The organism is Saccharopolyspora sp. 6M, assembly GCF_020176775.1.
Taxonomy (GTDB): domain Bacteria; phylum Actinomycetota; class Actinomycetes; order Mycobacteriales; family Pseudonocardiaceae; genus Saccharopolyspora_C; species Saccharopolyspora_C gregorii.
In genome coordinates this window covers 56513-79218 of the sequence record NZ_JAIUJZ010000037.1, presented here as the reverse complement: position 1 = coordinate 79218, position 22706 = coordinate 56513, and the positions used below count along the sequence as shown (strand labels likewise).

Sequence of the window (22706 nt, the reverse complement as noted above, 5' to 3'; positions counted from 1 at the left end):
AACGAGGTGAGCCGATGACCGAGAACGCGGCCGAACCCGGCCCGGAGACCGAGAACCGCCCGACCGCGAGACGACCGTGGCCCGTGCTGGTCTCGGGAATCGCGCTGGCCGTCGCCGTGGTGGCCGCCCTGGTCACCGGCATCACCTGGGCCGTCGCCGCCAGCAACGGCAACGCCGCCTACGCGGCCGAACGGGACGACGCGCTGCAGGCGGGCACCCAGGCGATCATCAACTTCAACACGCTGGACTTCCGCGACGTGCAGCCCGGGCTCGACCTGTGGGAGCGGTCCTCCACCGGCCCGCTGCACGAGGACGTGGTGCGCGGGCGGCAGCAGTACGCCGACAGCATCACGCAGGCCAAGACGGTCACCAAGGCGGAAGTCCTCTCCGCCGGGCTCACCGAGCTCAACGACCGCGCGGGCAAGGCCCGCATGATCGCGGTGGTGAAGGTCACCGTCACCCCGGAAGGCCAGCAGCCCGCCGAGAAGCGCAGCCGGTACCAGGCCGAACTGACCCGCGAGGGCCAGGACTGGAAGCTCAGCGTCCTCGGCCCCGTCGCGGTCGGCTGATCCCCCGAGCAAGCCGCCGAACCCGTACGCACTAGGAGTGGTTCCCGTGCCCCATCCCCGTCGTCCCGGATCGACGTCGCGGCGGCGCGTCGCCGGTCAGCGCAACCGCACCGGTTCGCAGAACTCCGGTTCGCGGATCGGGTTGAACCGGCCGGAGGAGGAGGCGACGCCGGCGGGTGCCGAATCGTCCGATGTGGACGGTTCGACGTCCGGTGTGCGGGAGTCCGCCGCGGAGGCCGGGCGGGAGGCCGCCGGTGACCGGGCTGCTGCGGTCGAGCAGGACGGTGCCGACGACCAGGATTCCGTTGCTGCTGACCAGGAATCCGGTGCCGCCGACGAGGAATCCGGTGCCGCCGACGAGGAGACCGCTCGGTCCGCGTCCTCCACGGTCACCTCGGAGGGCGAGCCCGCAGGCACCGGCGACGCCCTCGAACCGGATGATTCCGGGGAAGCGGACTCCGACGGGACCGAGCAGCGCTTCCACGCCGTCGCCGACCTGCCCGCCGACGACCGGACCGGCACCGAACCCGCCGACCCGTCCGGCGCGGCCGAGCCCGGAGCGGACCAGCCCACCGATGAGCACGGCGGCGCCGACGCCGAGCGGAGCGGGAACACCGGGCTCGTCGCCGCCCTGCTCGCGGTGACCGTCGTGCTCGCCGGACTCGCGACCTGGTTCGGCGTCGAGGCCTACGGCGCGTTCTACGGCAATCGGGCGCTCGCCGACCAGGCAGGCACCAGCGAGGTGAACGGGCAGATCACCGACGGCGTCGAGAAGATCTTCTCCTACGACTTCGCCGACACCGGCAAGACCGAGCGCGCGGCGAAGGACCTGCTCGTCGGCCGCGCCGTCGGTGAGTACGAGCAGCTGTTCACCACCGTCAAGCAGCAGGCGCCCATCCAGAAGCTGGTCGTCACCACCACGGTCAAGGCCAGCAGCGTCACCCGATTGGAAGGCGACCGCGCCGAGGTGCTGCTGTTCGTGGACCAGAACGCCACCCGCACCGACATCGGCGGCGAACCGTCGGTCGGGCCCGCGCAGGTCGTCATCAGCGCGGAGCGGCACGGCGACCAGTGGAAGATCGCGAACATCAGCCAGCACTGACCGCCCGCGGCGAGCGCCCCGCACCGGTGCGCTCGCCGATCTGGGCTAGCCGCCGGTCTGGGCTAGCGCGATCAGGGCCCGACGTGCAGGTGCGCCGACCAGCGCGACGGCATGTCCGGGAACTCGGCGCGCAGCCGCCGGGCCACGTCGTGCAGGGCGTGCGAGGAACGACCGGTGTCGAACTCCTCCGCGCCGAACACCGCCTCGTAGACCTCCGAGTGCACCTCCAGCGCGCACTCCTCGTCGACCTCCCACAACGAGCCGATGACGTGCGCGAAGCCCGCGAATCCCAGGGCCGTCGCCAGCGGCACCGCCGCCGCCGACGGGGCGTCCACGAAGGTCGAGCAGCGGCCCAGGTAGCCGAACTCCGTCTGGTGCAGGCCCAGCTGGCCCATCTCGACCAGCCCCAGCCCCCGCTGCGGCGGTTCCCGGTCCAGCACCAGTCCGGCCGCGGGCTGCGCCGGGTACTGGGCGCTCGGTTCGCACACGTGCACCCACGCCGCGCCGGGCAGCAGCTGCTGCAGCTCCGTGGCCGACGTCGTCGCCGGGGACAGCACCTCCGCGTCCGGCCAGTAACGGGCGAGGATCTGGTTCTCCCTGGGCAGCTCCCGCGCGCCCGGCTCCAGCGAGTCCGCCGCCACCAGCGCCCGGCCCTGGTCCGGGACCGGCCGGTGCCGGGTCTCGTTCAACGCGCCCAGCGTCGGGGCGTACGAGGACACCACCCGGTCCAGGGTGCTCGCCCCGTCCCGCGCCGCGGCCGCGTGCAGCGGCAGGAAGCCCAGCGGCCCCAGCACGCACCACCACAGCCGCGGCCAGCGCTGGCCCTCCGCCGGCGGCTGCACGTATCCCATCCGGTCCAGCACCGGGCGGGTGACGTTGTGCCACGCCCAGTCCAGCGCCTCCAGCAGCGCGCGCTGATCGCGCTGGTCGGTCACGCCTAACCCGGCCCTGGCCTGCTCGGCGGCCGCCTCCGGGCCCGCGCCCGGCAGCGGGACGGTCAGCACCCGGCCCGCGACCAGCACCAGCGCGTCCGAGCGGTACCGGCTCAGGTTGACCAGCACCACCGAGCCCTCCTCGCCCTCCCCGGCGAGGTCGGCGAACGGGCGCAACCGCAGGTGGTTCGCGTGCGCCGGATCGGAGCGCACCTCGCGCAGCAGGTCTTCCCATGCGTCGACCAGCCGGGCGCGCAGCACGCCGCCCTCCGCCGGGTCGGTGAGCGCGGGCTCGCCCGGTGGCCGGTCCAGCAGCCGGCGAAGCCGGACGGCTTCGTCGGCGAGCTCCGGGTGGTCGCGGTGCAGCGCACCGAGCTCGCCGCCCGCGGGCAGGAAGTCCGACAGCAGCGCGGCGTGGCCGTGTTCCAGCAGCTCCACGGCGCGCTCCGGTTCGCCGTTCTCCACCGCGCACGCGGCCGCGTCCGCGGCGATCCGCGCCCACCGCTGCTGCATCGCGGGGGCGGCCACCGCCCGCTTCGCCCGGGTGACCAGCGGCAGCAGTTCCACCGCCGTGGTGAACGACTCCACGGCCTCCGACCAGCGCTGGGCACCCGCGGCGAGCCTGCCGTTCAGGCTCGCGGCCCGCAGCCGCTGATCGGCGGGTGCGGACGGCTGCGCGGCGGCCTCGGCGAGCACCCGCCGCGCCCAGCGGTAGAACCGGCGCCTGCCGGTGCGCTGGTGCAGCGACTGCAGGGCCCGGCCCAGGTGGGTGGCCACGGCGGCCCGCTCCGGCGCGTCGGCGGACATCGCCTCCAGCGCGCGGTCGAACCACTCCACGGCGGCTTCCAACTCGCCGGTGCGGGTGGTGCGGCGGAACCGGTGCGCGGCGATCACGCCGAGCTTCGCCCACGCCAGGTGCTGCGGGGTCTCGGGCGCGGTGGCCGCTTGGTCGCACACCTGCTTGGCGCGGTCCAGGTCGTCCTCGTCCGCGTTGTTCTCGTAGCGGGTCAGCAGGGTCAGCGCCAGCGAGTGCAGCACCTTGCCGTCCAGCGATCCCTCGGCCGACGCCTCCCCGGCGGCGACCGCGGTGTCGAGCGCGTCGGCCTCCGCGCCGTGCAGGAAGTGCCTGCGCAGCAAGGCCCCGTAGCCGGCGAGCGCGAACGACCGCTCGGGGTCCTCGGCCGCCATGCCGCGGGCGCTCACCGCGTAGGCGCGCAACGTGCGGCGCAGCGGGCCCGGCTCGCCGGTGCTGTCCACGTGCTCGGCGGTCGATTCGGCCAGCAGCACCAGAGCGCGCCCGAGCAGCGGGTGCCCGGGGCTGAGCACGCCCAGCACGCCGATCAGCTCGCCGATGCCCGCCTCCAGGTCGGCGAGGTCCCCGGCCTGCTCGAAGCGCAGCCGCAACGCGCTGGCCAGGTGGCACAGCGCTCCCCGGCGCGCCTCCCCGTCGGCCAGCCCGTCGGCCCCGCGCCGCAGGTGCGTGATGCCTTCGTCCAGGTCCTGCGCCGAGCCGTTGCGCTGGTAGCGGCGCAGCAGCGCGGCACCCAGGTTGATCCGCAGCTCCGCGGCCTCGGTGCCCCCGCCGCGGGAGGCCGCCCGCGCCGCCTCCCGGAACACGTCGATCGACTCGTCGTCCGAGCGGGGGTCGCCCGCGAGGCGCGCGTGCGTCTTCAATGCGTTCGCCAGCCGGACCAGGGTCATGATCCGCCGCGGATCGCGCCGCGGCGTCTGCTCGGTGGCCAGCCGGGCCGCGCGCACCGATTCCGCGGCGTGCGCGGGGTCCTCCCCGGTGACGGCGAGCTCGGTCAGCGCCAGCGCCAGGTTGCACTGGTAGAGCACCAGGTCGGGGTCGTCCTGGTGCGCGCCGGTCGAGGCGTCCCGGTAGTAGCCGACCGCGTCCTCCAGGTCCTCGACCTGCTTGCTCTGCAAGTACCGCAGCTGGGCGGCGCTGCCGAGGTTGTTCAGCACGCCCGCGCGCGCCGGATCGCGGTCGTCGAGCACGCCCGCGGTCGCGCGGAACACCTCGGTCACCCAGGGCAGCTGCTCGAAGTCGAGGGTGGAGATGACGGCGTTCATCGCGGTGATGGCGTCGGCGTACCGCTGCTGCGGGCTTGGGCGGTCCTGGGCGGTCGCTCGGGTGGTGTCCGCGGGGGCGCTGGGCCGGGCCTGGCCGCCGGAGCGGTCCGCCGCGGCCTGGCCCTCCGCGGAGCTGAACCACGACGCTCCGGCATCGGCGCGCTGCTGATCCCCGGTCGAACGCGCTCGCCCGTCGGCGAGTTCGTCCGGCCGACCCGCATCGTCATTCATCCCGATTCTCCTGTGGCATGCTCACACGACTACCAGCGTCGCGGCGTCGCGGGGCGTTTCACCGTACCGATGTTCACCGGTACCGAATAGCCCGTGCGTTCGCTGCGGGGAGTCGAGGACCGGTGCACCCGCTCCGTGCACGAACCGCGACCCCCTGCGAGGTCAGCCGGGCGGCGTTTCCCGGCCGCACTCCCCGCTGGAACACCTGGGCGGAGGCCTGCGGCGTGAGATGGCCGACAACGCCGGCGGCTTTCTGGATCATAGGCGAACCGGGGTGCTCCCCGGTGGCGGAAACCGGTGAATCCGAGTGCTGTGCGCGATCGGAGCGGTCGGTTCCGGCGGGCGCCGACCCTGGCGGAAAGTCGCCTGAACTACCACTCGGTGAAGCCTTGACCAGGCGGAACGGGCCTGTTGGCGATCACGTGTAGTGATCGTGTCTTGCGCCACGAGGGTGATCGGAGCGTGATCTCTTGACTGTCGGCGGCGGCGGGTTCACTCTGGTTCCCAACACGGGCAGGGCCTCGCGAGGTGCGGCTCCGCAGACGACTTCCGGGACGGTTCGTCGGCGGGCCCCTCGACAGGTGGCGTCGTAGCGTCTAGACTGCTACTTTGCGCTGCCCTCTTTCCGCCCTCCCCATGACGGGATCTAGGATCGTGGGCGCCATTGCACCCTTGACAGTCGTGTTAGCTGGTTGCCAACGCCTCCTGACGCGGCTGTAGCCAGTTCAGAGTCCCGGAAGGACGCATCTTGGCAGTCTCCCGCGCGACCAAGGTCTCTGCAGCTTCCAACTACACGTCGGGGATCGCTGGGGCACCCAGGCGGGTCTCGTTCGCGAACATCCGCGAACCGTTGGAAGTACCTGATCTGCTCGATCTGCAGGTCCAGTCCTTCGAATGGCTTGTCGGCGACGAGGCCTGGTTCCAGCGCCGGGTCGACGCCGGCGACGAAAGCCCTGTCGGTGGCCTGGAAGAAGTCCTCAGCGAGATCTCCCCGATCGAGGACTTCTCCGGATCGATGTCCCTGTCCTTCACGGATCCGCGCTTCGACGAGGTCAAGGCCTCGGTTGACGAGTGCAAGGACAAGGACATGACCTACGCGGCCCCGCTGTTCGTCACGGCGGAGTTCACCAACCACACCACTGGCGAGATCAAGAGCCAGACGGTGTTCATGGGTGACTTCCCGGTCATGACCGACAAGGGCACCTTCATCATCAACGGCACCGAGCGCGTCGTGGTGTCCCAGCTCGTGCGCTCGCCCGGCGTCTACTTCGACAGCTCGGTCGACAAGACGACGGACAAGGACGTCTACAGCGTCAAGATCATTCCCAGCCGCGGTGCGTGGCTGGAGTTCGACGTCGACAAGCGCGACACCGTCGGTGTCCGCATCGACCGCAAGCGCCGCCAGCCGGTGACGGTGCTGCTGAAGGCCCTGGGCTGGAGCGCGGAGGCGATCCGCGAGCGGTTCGGCTTCTCCGAGACGCTGATGGCGACGCTGGAGAAGGACCACACCGCCGGTCAGGACGAGGCGCTGCTCGACATCTACCGCAAGCTGCGCCCGGGCGAACCGCCGACCAAGGAGAGCGCGCAGACCCTCCTGGAGAACCTGTTCTTCAAGGAGAAGCGCTACGACCTGGCCCGCGTCGGCCGCTACAAGGTCAACAAGAAGCTGGGCCTGGAGCTGCCGTTCGACTCCGGCGTCCTCACCGAGGACGACATCGTCACCACCATCGAGTACCTGGTCCGCCTGCACGCGGGCGAGACCTCGATGGGCGAGGGCGACCTGGAGGTGCCGGTCGAGGTCGACGACATCGACCACTTCGGCAACCGCCGCCTGCGCACCGTCGGCGAGCTGATCCAGAACCAGGTCCGCGTCGGCCTGTCCCGCATGGAGCGCGTCGTCCGCGAGCGGATGACCACCCAGGACGTCGAGGCGATCACGCCGCAGACGCTGATCAACATCCGTCCCGTGGTGGCGGCGATCCGCGAGTTCTTCGGCACCTCGCAGCTGTCGCAGTTCATGGACCAGACCAACCCGATCGCGGGCCTGACGCACAAGCGTCGGCTCTCCGCGCTCGGTCCGGGCGGTCTGTCCCGGGAGCGCGCGGGCATGGAGGTCCGCGACGTCCACCCCTCGCACTACGGCCGCATGTGCCCGATCGAGACGCCGGAAGGCCCGAACATCGGCCTGATCGGCTCGCTGGCCACGTTCGCGCGGGTCAACCCGTTCGGCTTCATCGAGACGCCGTACCGCAAGGTCGTCGACGGCCGGGTCACCGACCAGATCGACTACCTGACCGCCGACGAAGAGGACCGCTACGTCAAGGCGCAGGCCAACGCGCCGATCGACGACGACGGCGTGTTCCTCGACGACCGCGTGCTGGGTCGCCGGAAGGGCGGCGAGGTCGAGCTCCTCGCCCCGACCGAGATCGACTACATGGACGTCTCGCCGCGGCAGATGGTCTCCGCTGCGACCGCGATGATCCCGTTCCTCGAGCACGACGACGCGAACCGCGCGCTGATGGGCGCGAACATGCAGCGCCAGGCGGTGCCGCTGCTGCGCAGCGAGTCCCCGCTGGTCGGCACCGGCATGGAGCTCCGCGCCGCCGTCGACGCCGGTGACGTGGTGACCGCCGACAAGGCCGGTGTGATCGAGGAGATCTGCGCCGACTACGTGACGGTGATGGCCGACGACGGCACCCGGCACACCTACCGGCTGCAGAAGTTCAACCGCTCGAACCACGGCACCTGCACCAACCAGAAGCCGATCGTGAACGAAGGCGATCGCGTCGAGGTCGGTCAGGTCATCGCGGACGGGCCGTGCACCCAGAACGGCGAGATGGCGCTGGGCAAGAACCTGCGCGTGGCCATCATGCCGTGGGAGGGGCACAACTACGAAGACGCGATCATCCTGTCCCAGCGCCTGGTGCAGGACGACGTGCTCACCTCGATCCACATCGAGGAGCACGAGGTCGACGCCCGCGACACCAAGCTCGGTGCCGAGGAGATCACCCGGGACATCCCGAACGTCTCCGAGGACGTGCTGGCCGACCTCGACGAGCGCGGCATCATCCGCATCGGTGCCGAGGTGCAGGGCGGCGACATCCTGGTCGGCAAGGTCACGCCGAAGGGCGAGACCGAGCTGACCCCGGAGGAGCGGCTGCTGCGCGCGATCTTCGGCGAGAAGGCCCGCGAAGTCCGCGACACCTCGCTGAAGGTGCCGCACGGCGAGACCGGCAAGGTCATCGGCGTCCGCGTCTTCAACCGCGACGAGGACGACGAGCTGCCCCCGGGCGTCAACGAGCTGGTCCGCGTCTACGTGGCGCAGAAGCGCAAGATCCAGGACGGCGACAAGCTCGCCGGCCGGCACGGCAACAAGGGCGTCATCGGCAAGATCCTGCCGATCGAGGACATGCCGTTCACCGAGGACGGCACCCCGGTCGACATCATCCTGAACACCCACGGTGTGCCGCGACGGATGAACATCGGTCAGGTGCTGGAGACCCACCTCGGGTGGATCGCCTCGCAGGGCTGGTCCATCGACGGCGACCCGGACTGGGCCAAGCGCCTGCCCGCGGACCTCTACGAGGTGGAGGCCGGCACCAACACCGCCAGCCCCGTCTTCGACGGTGCCCGCGAGGAGGAGATCACCGGCCTGCTCGGCTCCACCCTGCCGAACCGCGACGGTGAGCGGATGGTCAAGGCCAACGGCAAGGCGCAGCTGTTCGACGGCCGCAGCGGGGAGCCGTACCCGTACCCGGTGGCCCTCGGCTACATGTACATCCTGAAGCTGTCGCACCTGGTGGACGACAAGATCCACGCCCGGTCGACCGGCCCGTACTCGATGATCACCCAGCAGCCGCTGGGCGGTAAGGCGCAGTTCGGTGGTCAGCGCTTCGGTGAGATGGAGTGCTGGGCCATGCAGGCCTACGGTGCCGCGTACACCCTGCAGGAGCTGCTGACGATCAAGTCCGACGACGTCATCGGCCGCGTGAAGGTGTACGAGGCGATCGTCAAGGGCGAGAACATCCCGGACCCGGGTATCCCGGAGTCGTTCAAGGTGCTCCTCAAGGAGCTGCAGTCGCTGTGCTTGAACGTGGAGGTGCTCTCCACGGACGGTGCTGCCATCGAGATGCGCGACGGAGACGACGAGGACCTGGAGCGTGCCGCGGCGAACCTCGGCATCAACCTGTCCCGGAACGAGTCCCCCTCGGTGGACGACGTCGTTCAGTGACCTCGCCGCCGGTCCGCGGGCATGTGCCTGCCCGCGGACCGGCCATCGACCCAACCTGGCATTCCCGGCCGGTAGCCGGCCGGACCTTTCGACTAAGGGAGAAGACCCGACGTGCTGGACGTCAACTTCTTCGATGAACTCCGCATCGGCCTCGCCACGGCCGACGACATCCGCCAGTGGTCGTTCGGCGAGGTCAAGAAGCCCGAGACGATCAACTACCGAACCCTGAAGCCGGAGAAGGACGGGCTCTTCTGCGAGAAGATCTTCGGTCCGACCCGCGACTGGGAATGCTACTGCGGCAAGTACAAGCGGGTCCGCTTCAAGGGCATCATCTGCGAGCGCTGCGGCGTCGAGGTGACCCGGGCCAAGGTGCGCCGCGAGCGGATGGGGCACATCGAGCTCGCCGCTTCGGTGACCCACATCTGGTACTTCAAGGGCGTTCCGAGTCGGCTGGGCTACCTGCTCGACCTGGCTCCCAAGGATCTCGAAAAGATCATTTACTTCGCCGCGTACGTGATCACTTCGGTGAACACCGAGATGCGGCACAACGACCTGTCCACGCTCGAGAACGAGATGGCGGTCGAGCGCAAGCGGGTCTCCGACCAGCGTGACGCGGACCTCGAAGCCCGTGCCCAGAAGCTCGAAGCCGACCTGGCCGAGCTCGAGGCCGAGGGTGCGAAGAGCGACGTGCGCCGCAAGGTCAAGGAGGGCGGCGAGCGCGAGATGCGCCAGCTGCGCGACCGCTCGCAGCGCGACATCGACAAGCTCGACGAGATCTGGGAGACCTTCACCAAGCTGGAGCCCCGTCAGCTGATCTCGGACGAGATGCTCTACCGCGAGCTCTACGACCGGTACGGCGAGTACTTCACCGGCGGCATGGGTGCCGAGTCCATCCAGGCGCTGCTGCAGGACTTCGACATCGGTGCCGAGGCCGAGCTGCTGCGCGAGACGATCCGCTCCGGCAAGGGGCAGAAGAAGCTGCGCGCGCTCAAGCGGCTCAAGGTCGTCGCCGCGTTCCAGGCCACCGGGAACAACCCCGGCGGCATGGTGCTCAACTGCGTGCCGGTGATCCCGCCGGACCTGCGTCCGATGGTCCAGCTCGACGGTGGCCGCTTCGCCACCTCGGACCTGAACGACCTGTACCGCCGGGTCATCAACCGCAACAACCGCCTCAAGCGACTGATCGACCTCGGCGCGCCCGAGATCATCGTCAACAACGAGAAGCGGATGCTGCAGGAGTCCGTGGACGCGCTGTTCGACAACGGTCGTCGCGGGCGCCCGGTCACCGGGCCCGGCAACCGGCCGCTGAAGTCGCTGTCCGACCTGCTCAAGGGCAAGCAGGGCCGCTTCCGCCAGAACCTGCTCGGCAAGCGCGTCGACTACTCCGGCCGTTCGGTCATCGTCGTCGGCCCGCAGCTGAAGCTGCACCAGTGCGGCCTGCCGAAGGAGATGGCGGTCGAGCTGTTCAAGCCGTTCGTCATGAAGCGGCTGGTGGACCTCAACCACGCGCAGAACATCAAGTCCGCGAAGCGGATGGTGGAGCGCCAGCGCCCGCAGGTGTGGGACGTGCTGGAAGAGGTCATCGCCGAGCACCCGGTGCTGCTCAACCGTGCTCCCACGCTGCACCGCCTGGGCATCCAGGCCTTCGAGCCGCAGCTGGTCGAAGGCAAGGCCATCCAGCTGCACCCGCTGGTGTGCGAGGCGTTCAACGCCGACTTCGACGGTGACCAGATGGCGGTGCACCTGCCGCTGTCGGCCGAGGCGCAGGCCGAGGCCCGGATCTTGATGCTGTCCAGCAACAACATCCTCTCGCCCGCGTCGGGTCGCCCGCTGGCGATGCCGCGTCTGGACATGGTCACCGGCCTGTACCACCTGACCAGGCTGGTCGAGGGTGCACCGGGTGAAGGCCAGGCGTTCTCCTCCGTGGGCGAGGCCATCATGGCCTTCGACCGCGGCGGGCTCTCGCTGCAGGCGAAGATCCGGATCCGGCTCCGCGACGTGGTCCCCGCCAAGGAGGCCACGCCGGAGGACTGGGAGCCGGGCAAGCCGTGGCTCGCCGACACCACGCTCGGCCGGGTGTTCTTCAACGAGCTCCTGCCCGAGGACTACCCGTTCGTCAACGACCTGCTGCCGAAGAAGCGGCAGGCGGCGATCGTCAACGACCTCGCCGAGCGGTACCCGATGGTCACCGTCGCCCAGACGCTGGACAAGCTGAAGGACGCCGGTTTCCACTGGGCCACCCGTTCCGGCGTGACCGTGTCGATCTCCGACGTGGTCGTCCCGCCGCAGAAGAGCGAGATCCTCGACTCCTACGAGCAGCGCGCCGAGCAGGTGGAGAAGCGCTACCGCCGTGGTGCGCTGTCCTACCAGGAGCGCAACGCGGAGCTCGTCAAGGTCTGGACGGCGGCCAAGGACGAGGTCGCCGAGGCCATGGAGAAGAACTTCCCCGAGGACAACTCGATCAGCATGATCGTGAAGTCCGGGGCGGCGGGCAACATGACCCAGGTCGTGCAGCTGGCCGGCATGCGTGGCCTGGTGTCGAACCCGAAGGGCGAGTACATCCCGCGCCCGATCAAGGCGAACTACCGCGAAGGCCTGTCCGTGCTGGAGTACTTCATCTCCAACCACGGTGCCCGCAAGGGTCTGGCCGACACGGCGCTGCGCACCGCCGACTCGGGTTACCTGACCCGTCGTCTGGTGGACGTCTCGCAGGACGTCATCGTGCGGGAGACCGACTGCGGCACCGAGCGCGGCATCAAGATGCCGATCGCCGAGGTGCTGCCGGACGGCACGGTGCTGCGCGACGCGCACGTCGAGACCAGCATCTACGCCCGCACGACCGCCGAGGACGTCACGGACTCGGACGGCAACATCGTGCTCGCCCGCGGTTCCGACCTGGGCGACCCGGCGATCGAGAAGCTGCTCGCGGCCAAGATCTCCAAGGTCAAGGTCCGCAGCGTGCTGACCTGCGAGTCCGGCGTCGGCGTCTGCGCGGTCTGCTACGGCCGCTCGATGGCCACCGGCAAGCTGGTGGACGTCGGCGAGGCCGTCGGCATCGTCGCCGCCCAGTCGATCGGTGAGCCCGGCACGCAGCTGACGATGCGCACCTTCCACCAGGGCGGTGTCGCCGGTGACGACATCACCACCGGTCTGCCGCGTGTCACGGAGCTGTTCGAAGCCCGGGTCCCGAAGGGCAAGGCGCCGATCGCCGACGCCCCCGGACGGATCCGGATGGAGGACAACGACCGGTACTGGAAGATCACGGTCATCCCGGACGACGGCAGCGAGGAGATCGTCTACGACAAGCTGTCCAAGCGGCAGCGGCTCGCGACGATCTCGGTGGACGGCAGCGAGCGGCAGATCGCGGACGGCGACCACGTCGACGTCGGCCAGCAGCTGCTGGAAGGCGCCGTCGACCCGCACGAGGTGCTGCGCGTGATGGGGCCCCGCGAGGCCCAGCTGCACCTGGTCCGCGAGGTCCAGGAGGTCTACCGCTCGCAGGGCGTCGGCATCCACGACAAGCACGTGGAGGTCATCGTCCGGCAGATGCTGCGGCGCGTCATCATCATCGACTCGGGTGCGACGGAGTTCCTGCCCGGCTCGCCGGTGGAGCGCTCGCAGTTCGAGGGCGAGAACCGCCGCGTGGTGGCCGAGGGCGGCGACCCGGCTTCGGGCCGTCCGGTGCTGATGGGCATCACCAAGGCCTCGCTGGCCACGGAGTCCTGGCTGTCGGCGGCCTCCTTCCAGGAGACGACCCGCATCCTCACGAACGCCGCGATCGAGGGCGCGAGTGACAAGCTGGTCGGCCTGAAGGAGAACGTGATCATCGGTAAGTTGATCCCGGCCGGTACCGGCATCAACCGCTACCGCAACATCCAGGTGCAGCCGACCGAGGAGGCGCGGGCCGCGGCGTACGCGATCCCGTCCTACGACGACGGCTACTACACGCCGGACGTGTTCGGCGCAGGCACCGGTGCCGCGGTGCCGCTGGACGACTACGACTTCGGTCGCGACTACCGGTGATCCGGTAGGCGGCCGCAGGTCGCGGAGCAGTGCACGGGAGGGGGCCCCCCCGGGGGGGGCGGGGGCCCCCCCCGGGGGTGGGGGGGGGGGGGGCCGGCCCCCCGGCCGCGGTGCCGGGGGCGGCGGGGGGATCGGGCGGGGGGGGGGGGCCCGCCCCGGGCGCGGCCGGGCGCCGGGCCCGGGCCGCGGCCCCCCCCCGCCCCCCCCCCGCGGCGCGCCCCCCCCCCGGGGGGGCCCCCCGGGGGGGGCCCCGGCCCCCCCCCCCCGCTGTTCGGGGCGCGTGGCCGCGAACCCGCGGCCGAGCGTTCGGAGACCGGTGGTGCAGGAGCGGACGGCGCGATGCACCGCGGCCGCGATCGTGGTGGTTCCGGCGATCATGTCGGGGCTCCTCCGGACCGGGCGGGCGACGGGCCGGCGGGCAGTCGGAGCCCCCGGCGGCGTGCTTCGGTGAGCAGGGTCAGCTGGTCGTGCAGCAGGCGGTGCCGCAACGCCTCGCACGCGCGGATCTCGGCGACGAGCCCGGCATCGGTGCACTCGGCGACGCGGTCGTCGGTGAGCGGCTCGGGAGCGGACGGCCACCGCTCGCCGCCACCGCTCCCGGGATCGGGCGCGGCGCCGGTGGACGTCGGCGGACCGGTTCCCCCTGCGGCCGGGCCGGCCGCCGCCGGGACGAGGTGCAGCCTGCGGTGGGTGCGGTGTCTGGGGTCCATGACTCCGATCATCCGGAGTCGAACACGCGTTCGCCACTACACGAGCGGGTGGTCCTCCGGCGGAACAGCGGCGGCCCGGCGGCAGGTTGCACCGGGCATGCGAGTGATCGGCGCGACCCTGCCGATGAACGCGCTCACCGCCCGCCAGGCGCTGGACCTCCTGGACTCGGCGCCGGGCGAGGCGATCGCGGTCACCGGCGCCGCGGGGGCGTTCGGGGGTTGCGTGGTGCAGCTGGCGAAGGCCGACGGGCTGCGGGTCGTCGCGGACGCGGCCGACCGGGACCGGGAACTGGTCCGGTCGCTCGGGGCGGACGTCGTCGTGGCGCGCGGGGACGACGTGGCGGAACGCATCCGCGAGGCGGCACCGGCCGGGGTGGCGGGGATCGCGGACGGCGCGCTGCTCAACGACCGGCTGGTGCCCGCGGTGCGCGACGGCGGCCGGATCTCGACCGCGCGGTTCTTCACCGCCGGAGCGGAGCGCGGCATCACCTACCGGCCGGTGGCGGGGCGCGAGTACGCGCAGGAGTGGGAAGAGCTGGACCGGCCGCGGTCCCAGGTGGACGAAGGGGTGCTGACCCTGCGGCTGGCGCGGACCTACCCGGCGGGCGAGGCGGCGCAGGCGCACCGCGCGCTGGAAGCCGGCGGGGTGCGGGGCCGGTTGGTGCTGGAGTTCTGATCGGGACGGCGCCGCGAACCGGGTGCCCCCGCCGCGTCCGCCCCGGAACGGGGGTGGCGGCGTCCGGGGACTCGGCCGACCGGTGCGGTCGTCAGCCCTCGAGCTCCAGCAGGGCCTTGCGGACCCGCTCGACCTCGGCTTCGAGCTCGGCGAGCTTCGCCTCGTGCTGCTCGCGCGCGGCGCTCAGGACCTCTTCGATGGCTTCGGAGATGTCCTGGTGGAGTTCCGCCGCCGCCTTGGAGACCGCGGCCGCCGGGACCGGCAGGCCCTGCACGACGCGCTTGCCCGCGTGCATCAGCTCGGCCTGCCACTCGCCTTCCGCGGTGCCGGTCACGGTCAGCGTGAGCTCGACGGTGCGGGTCTTCTTGGCGGTGCTCTTCTTGGGCGCGCGGGTCTTCTTCGGCGCGGGCTCCGGCGTCGCGTCGGCCGGAGCGGCGTCGGCCGGGGCCGGGGCCGCCGCGGCGGGCTCGGACGGCGTCGCCGCGGCCTGCGCGGTGTCCGCCTCGGCCTGGGCGGTGCCGTTCTCCGGCTGCGCCGATGCCTGCTCGCCTTGGGTCTCTTCGCTGGTCACCTGGTCTGCTTCCTGCTCGCCCACGGATTCTCCTTGCTGTGCGCCGGTCGGTGACCCAGGATAGAACACCAGTTCCCCTGCGCCGTGTCGGCGGGCGGGGACCGGCGCGCGTGGGCACTGTAGCGGGAGCCTCCGCGCCGGTGGTGGTCATGGGTCGAGCGTGTCGAGCAGCGCCGCCAAGGCGGGGCGGAACGCGTGCTCGGCGGGCGCGGCGTAGCCGATCACCACTCCGGCGGGGTGGTCGCCGGGCCGCACCCACCACGGGCCGAGCACGTCGAGTTCGACGCCGCGGGCGCGGGCTCGGGCGAGGACCTGCTGCTCGTCGGGACCGTCGGGGTCGAGGCGCAACGTCAGGTGCAGGCCGGCGGAGATGCCCGCCGGGTAGCGCCGGTGCCCGGCGCGCAACCCGTCCAGGCCGTGCAGCAGCTGCTCGCGCCGCGCCCGGTACACGGCCCGGGACCGGCGCACGTGCTGGTCGTAGGCGCCGGATCGCAGCAGCTCGCCGAGCGCGAGCTGGTCGAACAGCGGCCCGAACCGCCCGTGGGTGCGCATCGCCCGCACCGGTTCGACCAGCCGGGCGGGCAGCGCCAGCCAGGCGATGCGCAGCGCGGGGGCGAGGGTCTTGCTCGCGGTGCCCGCGTAGATCACCGCGTCCGGGGCCATGCCCTGCAGCGATCCGACGGGTTTGCGGTCGAAGCGGAACTCCCCGTCGTAGTCGTCCTCGACGACGAGCACGCCGTCGGCCTTGGCGCGGCGGATCAGCTCGGCGCGGCGCTGCGCCCGCATGGTGACGCCGAGCGGGAACTGGTGCGCGGGGGTGACGACGACGGCAGGGCTGCGCAGCGCGGACACGTCGATGCCGCCGTCGTCGACGGGGACGCCGCGCACGGTCATCCCGTCCTCGGCGGCGATGTCGCGGAAGTGCGGCAGCGACGGGTCCTCGAAGTCGATCGAGGAGTCGCCCCGGGCGCGCAGGACCCTGCTGATCAGCGAGAGCGCCTCGCTGTAGCCGTTGCAGACGACCAGCCGATCGGGGGTGGTGTGCACGGCCCGGGCGCGTCGCAGGTATTCGGTGAGCGCTTCGCGCAGCGCGAGCGGGCCCTGCGGATCGCCGTAGTCGAGCTCGTCGGCGGGCATGGCGCGCAGCACGCGGCGGCTCGCGGCCAGCCAGTCCTTGCGCGGGAAGGCGCTCAGGTTCGGCCTGCCCGGGCGGAAGTCCCAGCGCGGCGCGCGGCCCGTCAGGCGGGGCGCCGGCGGGTCGGGGCGTTCGCCGCTGCGGAGCCGCTCGGCGACGGTGGTGGGCGCGCCTTGCCGGGACAGCAGGAACCCTTCGGTGCCGAGCTGGGCGTACGCCCTGGTCACGGTGCCGCGCGCGATGCCGAGGTCGTGGGCGAGGGTGCGGGTGGAGGGCACGCGGCTTCCCGCGGCGAGGCGGCCGTCGCGGATCGCCGCGCGCAGGGCCTCCGCGAGGGTGCTGCTGTCGGGCCGCCCCGACCAGTCCAGGTGCAGGTCCAGCCCGGATTCGAGCGAACCGGACCGTTCGCGGTTCACGGCTGCCGAGCTTATCGAACGCCGGCGGCGGAACCGGCCCGGCCGGGCGCGTTCCGTTGATAACCTTCGCCGGATCACGGTGAGGGGCGGACGAGTGCAACAGGGGCCGGATTCCCACGAGCGCTTCCTCGGCAGCATGCTCGGCGGTGCGCTGGGCGATGCGCTGGGGTTCGCGGTCGAGTTCCGCGGGATCGACGCGATCCGGGAGCGGTACGGACCGGACGGCGTGACCGGCCCGGTGCTCGCGCAGGGCCGCGCGGAGATCTCCGACGACACGCAGCTGATGCTGTTCACCCTGGAAGGCCTGGTCCGCGCGCACGTGGCGCGGCGGATGCAGCCGGTGGACAACGATCCGGTGCCGGAGGTGCAGCACGCCTACCAGCGGTGGCTGCACACCCAGGGCCGCACCTGGGCGGAGGCGGCCGGGCCGTACGGGGTGCACCTGGCGGAACCGGACGGCTGGCTGATCGCCCAGCGCGAGCTGTTCGCGGTCCGCGCCCCGGGCAACACCTGCATGCTGGCGCTGATCGAGTTCGGGCGCACCCACCGGCAGGCGACGCCGGAGAACGCGGCGAACGATTCGAAGGGCTGCGGCGGGGTGATGCGGGCGGCGCCGGTGGCGGTGTGGTCGCACGATCCCGCCGAGGTGTTCCACGCGGCGGTGGGAACGGCGGCGCTGACGCACGGCCACCCGTCCGGCTACCTGTCGGCGGGGGTGTTGGCGGTGGTGGTGCACCAGCTGATCCGGGAGGTACCGCTGCCGGACGCGGTGCGGCTGGCGCGGGACCTGCTGCTGCGCTGGCGCGGTCACGAGGAGCAGTTGCGGCTGCTGGACGCGGCGGTGGAGCTCGCCGAGCGGGGCCCGGTGCCGCCGGAACAGCTCGCGGAACGGCTCGGCGGCGGCTGGGTGGGCGAGGAGGCGCTGGCGATCGGCCTGTACGCGGCGCTGGCGGTGCCGGACGCGCGGCGGGCGCTGCTGCTGTCGGTGAACCACTCGGGTGATTCGGATTCGACGGGGATGGTGTGCGGGAACGTCGTCGGCGCGCTGCACGGGGTCCGCGCCCTCCCGCCGGAGTGGCTGGACGTGCTGGAGCTGCGCGAGGTGGTGACGGCGCTGTCCCGCGACGCGCTCGCCGAGTTCAGCCCGGCCCCACCCGCGGACGCCGCGTGGAGCAGGCGCTATCCCGCGTGGTGAGCAAGCTCTCGATCACCGCGGTACCCGCCGTGGCCACCGCTGATCCACCCGCAGCACGCCACCCGGTCGTTCGATCACCCGGGGGAGTCGGCCGTGGCGTCGGTCAAGTGCGGCAACATTGGCGGGGTGCGGTCCAAGGGATCGGCGGTGCCCCGCCGGAGCCGGGAAAGCTCCCGGGCCTCCGCCGCAGCGGTGCGGCGGCCTTGCGACCGACGTCCGCGGCCGGAGGTCGTGGGCGCTGCCCCGCACGGTGACCCGACAGGAGACTGGGGATGACCGGTGACACCTCGTGGTTCGCGAACACGCACGGTTCGGCCGTGTCGCGGCGGGAGCCGCGCGCGCTGAGCTGGTCGGACCGGTTCCGCGGCGCGCTGCTCGGCGGCGCCGTGGGCGATGCGCTGGGCGCGGGGGTGCGCACCAGGTCGGCGTGGGACATCCAGCACTGGTTCGGCAAGCAGGGCGTGACCGACTACCTGCCCGTGTTCGGGCGGCGCGGTGGCGCCACGGAGCTGACGCAGCTGGCCGTGTTCACCTTGGAGGCGCTGCTGCGGGCGCGGGCGGTGAACGGCGATTCGGTGGAGTGGCTGCCCACTCCGGTGATCCGCACGAACCACCTGCGCTGGCTGTACACGCAGGGGGTGCCGTGGGAGTTCGCGATGTCCGGCTACCTGCAGACGCATCCGGAGCCGAGCGGCTGGCTGCTGGAGACGCCGCAGCTGTTCTCCACCCGCAACCCGGCGGGCGGGGCGCTGTCCGGGCTGGGCAAGCTCGCCGCGCAGCCGCCGACGCAGCAGCACGCCGCCGACGCGCGGTCCGGGCCGGTGGTGCGGCCGGGCTTCGCCGACTGCGCGGTGTGGGCGGCGCCGACGATGGTGTGGAGCACCTCGCAGGAGCGGGTGTTCGCGGCGGGCGCCGACGTGGCCCGGCTGCTCACCGACGACGTGAACGTGCAGGGCGCGGCCGGGTTCCACGCGGACGTGCTGACCCAGCTGATCCAGGGCGACATCGGGTTGTGGGAGGCGGTGGGCCTCACCGACGCCCGGTTGAGCTCGCTGCACAGCGGGGCCGACGGGCCGGCCGCGGTGCGCCGGGCGGTGCACGCGGCGATGTTCGCGACCCGCGACGGCCGCCGCCCGCAGCCCGCCGAGCTGGACGCCGAGTTCGACACCGAGCACAAGCCGGGTGAGCTGGGCACCGCGCTGGCTGCGGTGGCGGCGACCGGGAGCTTCGCCGAGGCCGTGCTGATGGCGGTGAACGTGTCGGCGGACAGCAGCGTCACGGGTGCGATGGCGGGTCAGCTCGCCGGTGCCCTGCACGGGCCGGACGCGATTCCGCCGCGGTGGCGCGACGAGCTGGAACTGGGCGACATCATCGAGACGCTGTGCGCCGACGCGGCCGAGGCGTTCGCCCCGCCGCCGCCCCCGCCGCCGTTGCCGAAGTGGGCGCAGCGCTACGTGGGCGATCCGCGCGGTTCGTCCGGGCCGCGGGAGCTGGACGCCCCGCTGACGACCACGGTGGACAGCGGCCGCGGGCCGGAGCCGGTGCGGCCGGTGGACGGCAGCAACGAAGAAACGATGATCATCGACCTGAGCCGGTTGAACTCGCACCCGGACGCACCGGAGTTCGGCGACCCGGCCGCCGAACCCGCGCCGGAACCGGTCGTCGAGGCGAGCGCGGAGCACCACGTCCGGCACGAAGCCGAGCCGCGGGAACCGCAGCCCTGGCAGGAGCCCCCGGCCCGGCAGGAATCCCGGCCTCGCCCGGAATCCCCGGCCCATCAGGATTCGCAGCCGCGTCAGGAAGCCCAGTCCCGCCAGGAAGCCCAGTCCCGCCAGGAAGCCCAGTCCCGCCAGGAAGCCCAGTCCCGCCAGGAAGCCCAGCCGCGCGGGGAATCCCAGTCCTGGCCGGAATCCCAGCTCCGGCAGGAATCCCCATCCCGGCCCGACCTCCGCGCGGAGCCGCCGCAGGCCCCGCCCGTCCCCCGGCCGGAACCCGAACCGGAACCGGTCAACGCGTTCACCCAGGCAACCGACCGCACCGACCTGTCGATGCTGGCCGCGCACCGGCCGCCCGCCGAGGACGCCGACGAAGCGCGGCCGATGCCGGACTTCGGCGCGGGCGGTTTCCAGCTCTCGACGGATCGCACCGACCGCGAGGAGCTCGCCCGGCTGGCGAAGCTGGTGTCGATCCGGCCGGAGGCGGCCGGGCGGATCCCGCGGGAGGAGCCGGTGCCCCCGCGCCCCGAACCCGCCGCGGAACCGGAACCGCCGCAGCACGACCGGCCCGACGACTCGCGGCGCTACGACCACGGCGGCGAACCTCCGCGCCACGACCACGATGCGGAGCCGCCGCAGCACGAGCCCTACGCGGAACCGCCGCAGCACGAGCACCGGGGGGAACCGCCGCACCACGAGCACGGCGCGCTGCCGCACCACGGCGACCCGCCGCACCATCACGGCGAACCGCCGCACCACCACGGCGACCCGCCGCACGAGGAACCGCTCACCGCTCCGGAACCGGACGACCGCGAGCAGGCCGGTCCCGAAACGGCCGAGTTCCCCGCGGGTCGAGTGGACGCGTCTCCCGAGCAGTGGGCCGAGCGCCCGGACCCCGAACCGCACGACCGCCACGAGCAGGCCGAACCGGAGGAGCCGGACTTCGCCGCCGATCGCGAGGAACCGGCGCACCACGCCGCCGACGCGGAGGCGCCCGTCGAGGCGCGGATCGCGAAATCGCCGGGCGCGGGCGGACACGCCAAGTCGGAGGCCGTCGACGAGGTCGCGCCCGCGCTGACCGAGCGGGTGCTGGGCTGCTTCCTCGGCGGTGCGCTCGGCGACGCGATGGGTTCCGACCTGGAGTTCGTCACCGCCGAGCAGATCACCGAGCGGTTCGGCCCGGACGGCCCGCAAGGTCTCCGGGAGGCCTACGGCGTGCAGGGCGCGATCACCGACGACACCCAGATGACGCTGTTCAGCGCGGAAGGCCTCATCCGCGGTGGCATCGCGCGGCGCACCCTCGGCAGCACCGACCCGCTTCCGGAGATCCAGCTGGCCTACCAGCGCTGGCTGCACACCCAGGGCGTGGAATGGGAGGCCGCGGCGGGCGCGTTCCGCTCGGTGTACCCGGAGCCGGACGGCTGGCTGGTGGAGGTGCCGGGGCTGTTCTCGAACCGCGCTCCCGGCAAGACGATCTTCCGCGCGCTGGCCCGGTTCGGCGACGGGCAGTCGGCCGGGTCGATCACCGAGCCGATCAACGACTCGAAGGGCTGCGGCGGGGTGATGCGGTCGGCGCCGATGGCGCTGTACTCGCCGGACCCGCCAGTGGCGTTCGAGCTGGCCGCGCGCGCCGCCGCGCTCACCCACAGCCATCCGTCCGGCTACCTGTCGGCGGGCGCGCTGGCGGTGATCGTGCAGCAGGCGCTGCTGGGCCAGACCCTCGACGACGGGGTGTGGCTGGCGCTGCAGGTCTTGGAGACCTGGGAGGGGCACGAGGAGACGAGCGCGCTGCTCAAGCAGGCCGTCGAGCTGGCGGAGCGGGGCGATCCGACGCCCGAGGACATCGCCGGAACCCTCGGCGGCGGCTGGGTCGGCGAGCAGGCGCTGGCGATCGCGGTGTGCGGTGCGCTGGCCGGTGGCGACGACGTGGCGAAGGCGCTGCGCATCGCGGTGCACCACGACGGCGACAGCGACTCGACCGGGGCGATCTGCGGCAACATCGTCGGCGCGCTGATCGGGGTGAGCGGGCTGCCGGTCGGCTGGCTGGCCGACTTGGAGCTGCGCGACGTCGTGGAGCAGATCGCGCTGGACTGCGTGGCCGAGTTCGGCGACTCGCTGTCCCGCGACCCGGACGCGCCGGAACCGCCGGCGAGCGAGCGCCCCGCCGACGAGGAGTGGGACGAGCGCTACCCGGTGCGGAGGCTGCCGATCGCGGCCGAAGCGGCGCCGCCCGTCCAGCCGGAACCGCGTGCCGACGACCCCGGTGATCCGCCTACCGCGCTGCTGCCCGCAGTCGGGGTCGAGCCGCCGGAGCAGGAACCACCGGCGCCGCCCGAACCGGAACCGGAGCCGCTGGCGGCGTTCCCGGCGCCGAAGCCGTCGCCGCGCCGCATCCAGGGCCCGCAGCCCGCCTACGACGGCGAGGGCTGACCACCGGGCCAGGTGAGCAGGGATACACCGGGATCGGCGTGATCCGGCCCGGGCCGCCGAGGCGTGTTGGTAGCGTTCCCGCCGCACGAGGAGAAGATCGGATCGGTCGGGCCGCGGCGCCCGACCTCCGCACACGTTCGGGGGCGGAGTGCCTGAGGACATCAGCGCGGCTGAGCGGATGGTCCGCGAGTGGCAGGAACGCGCGACCGAGAAGGCCGAGAAGTTCGGCCGCATGCAGGCCCAGATCGAGCAGATCTCGGTCACCGAGTCCTCCCGCGACGGCGCGGTGCGGGTGACGGTCGGCTCCAGCGGCATGCTCGACGACCTGGTGCTCGCCGAGAACGCCGGGAACCGCCCGATGGCGAAGCTCGCGGGCGAGATCATGCGCACGGTGCGGCTGGCCCAGTCGAAGCTGCCGGAACGCATGCAGGAAGCCGCGGCGAGCACCGTCGGTGAGGGCGACGAAGCCGTGCGCCACATGTTGGGCCAGGCCAAGCGATTCTTCCCGGAGCCGCCGGAGGAACCGGAGGAGCCGCCGCGCCGCCCCGGGGTGCAGGAGATGCGCATCGGCCCCGAGGACGACGGTCCGCGGCCGCCGCGCCGGCCGAACCGCGCACCGCGGCGGCCCGGCCCGGACGACTTCGACGACGAGGACTTCAGCCGCGGCTCGTTCCTGCGCTGACGACGGGGAGAA

At 72.4% G+C, this 22706-nt stretch carries 12 protein-coding genes; 8 read left to right on the top strand and 4 right to left on the bottom strand.

Annotated features, from left to right (window positions below; genetic code table 11):
* The first annotated feature begins 14 nt into the window (after positions 1-14).
* Both LCD31_RS06785 and LCD31_RS06780 read left to right on the top strand, forming a co-directional pair.
* On the top strand, positions 15-569 hold the full coding sequence (locus LCD31_RS06785; protein ID WP_224956690.1) for a hypothetical protein: 555 nt from the start codon (positions 15-17) through the stop codon (positions 567-569).
* A 46-nt stretch (positions 570-615) separates the two neighbouring features.
* The gene (locus tag LCD31_RS06780; RefSeq protein ID WP_224956689.1) at positions 616-1671 is read left to right on the top strand and encodes a hypothetical protein; all 1056 of its coding nucleotides are present in this window, start codon (positions 616-618) and stop codon (positions 1669-1671) included.
* 71 nt (positions 1672-1742) lie between these two features.
* Here the strand turns inward: LCD31_RS06780 and LCD31_RS06775 are convergent, their stop codons facing one another.
* On the bottom strand, positions 1743-4910 hold the full coding sequence (locus LCD31_RS06775) for a CHAT domain-containing protein (RefSeq protein WP_224956688.1): 3168 nt from the start codon (positions 4908-4910) through the stop codon (positions 1743-1745).
* Positions 4911-5658: 748 nt separating this feature from the next.
* On the opposite strand from LCD31_RS06775, the gene rpoB reads away from it, so the two are divergent.
* Together rpoB and LCD31_RS06765 are read left to right on the top strand one after the other, a co-directional pair.
* Positions 5659-9141 carry a DNA-directed RNA polymerase subunit beta gene (gene rpoB, locus LCD31_RS06770; RefSeq protein WP_224956687.1) on the top strand — a complete coding sequence of 1161 codons (3483 nt, stop codon included), beginning with the start codon at positions 5659-5661 and terminating at the stop codon, positions 9139-9141.
* A 111-nt stretch (positions 9142-9252) separates the two neighbouring features.
* Complete coding sequence (locus LCD31_RS06765) at positions 9253-13164, top strand: DNA-directed RNA polymerase subunit beta' (RefSeq protein WP_224956686.1); 3912 nt, start codon at positions 9253-9255, stop codon at positions 13162-13164.
* A 374-nt stretch (positions 13165-13538) separates the two neighbouring features.
* On the opposite strand, the gene LCD31_RS06760 is transcribed toward LCD31_RS06765, so the two are convergent.
* Complete coding sequence (locus LCD31_RS06760; RefSeq protein WP_224956685.1) at positions 13539-13874, bottom strand: hypothetical protein; 336 nt, start codon at positions 13872-13874, stop codon at positions 13539-13541.
* A gap of 97 nt (positions 13875-13971) precedes the next feature.
* Between LCD31_RS06760 and LCD31_RS06755 the strand changes: the two genes are divergently transcribed.
* Positions 13972-14550, top strand: a complete 579-nt coding sequence (locus LCD31_RS06755; protein WP_224956683.1) for a zinc-binding dehydrogenase — start codon at positions 13972-13974, stop codon at positions 14548-14550.
* A 91-nt stretch (positions 14551-14641) separates the two neighbouring features.
* On the opposite strand, the gene LCD31_RS06750 is transcribed toward LCD31_RS06755, so the two are convergent.
* Both LCD31_RS06750 and LCD31_RS06745 read right to left on the bottom strand, forming a co-directional pair.
* Positions 14642-15145, bottom strand: coding sequence for a DUF6319 family protein (locus tag LCD31_RS06750; RefSeq protein WP_224956681.1), 504 nt, complete (start codon positions 15143-15145; stop codon positions 14642-14644).
* Between the two features lie 123 nt (positions 15146-15268).
* Positions 15269-16672, bottom strand: a complete 1404-nt coding sequence (locus tag LCD31_RS06745; protein ID WP_224956679.1) for a PLP-dependent aminotransferase family protein — start codon at positions 16670-16672, stop codon at positions 15269-15271.
* 94 nt (positions 16673-16766) lie between these two features.
* Between LCD31_RS06745 and LCD31_RS06740 the strand changes: the two genes are divergently transcribed.
* The 3 genes from LCD31_RS06740 (at position 16767) to LCD31_RS06730 (ending at position 22694) form a co-directional block, all read left to right on the top strand.
* Positions 16767-17867: an ADP-ribosylglycohydrolase family protein gene (locus tag LCD31_RS06740; protein ID WP_224956678.1), complete on the top strand. Its 1101-nt coding sequence runs from the start codon at positions 16767-16769 to the stop codon at positions 17865-17867.
* 272 nt (positions 17868-18139) lie between these two features.
* On the top strand, positions 18140-22012 hold the full coding sequence (locus LCD31_RS06735; RefSeq protein WP_224956677.1) for an ADP-ribosylglycohydrolase family protein: 3873 nt from the start codon (positions 18140-18142) through the stop codon (positions 22010-22012).
* A 148-nt stretch (positions 22013-22160) separates the two neighbouring features.
* Complete coding sequence (locus LCD31_RS06730; RefSeq protein WP_224956676.1) at positions 22161-22694, top strand: YbaB/EbfC family nucleoid-associated protein; 534 nt, start codon at positions 22161-22163, stop codon at positions 22692-22694.
* Positions 22695-22706: the final 12 nt, after the last annotated feature.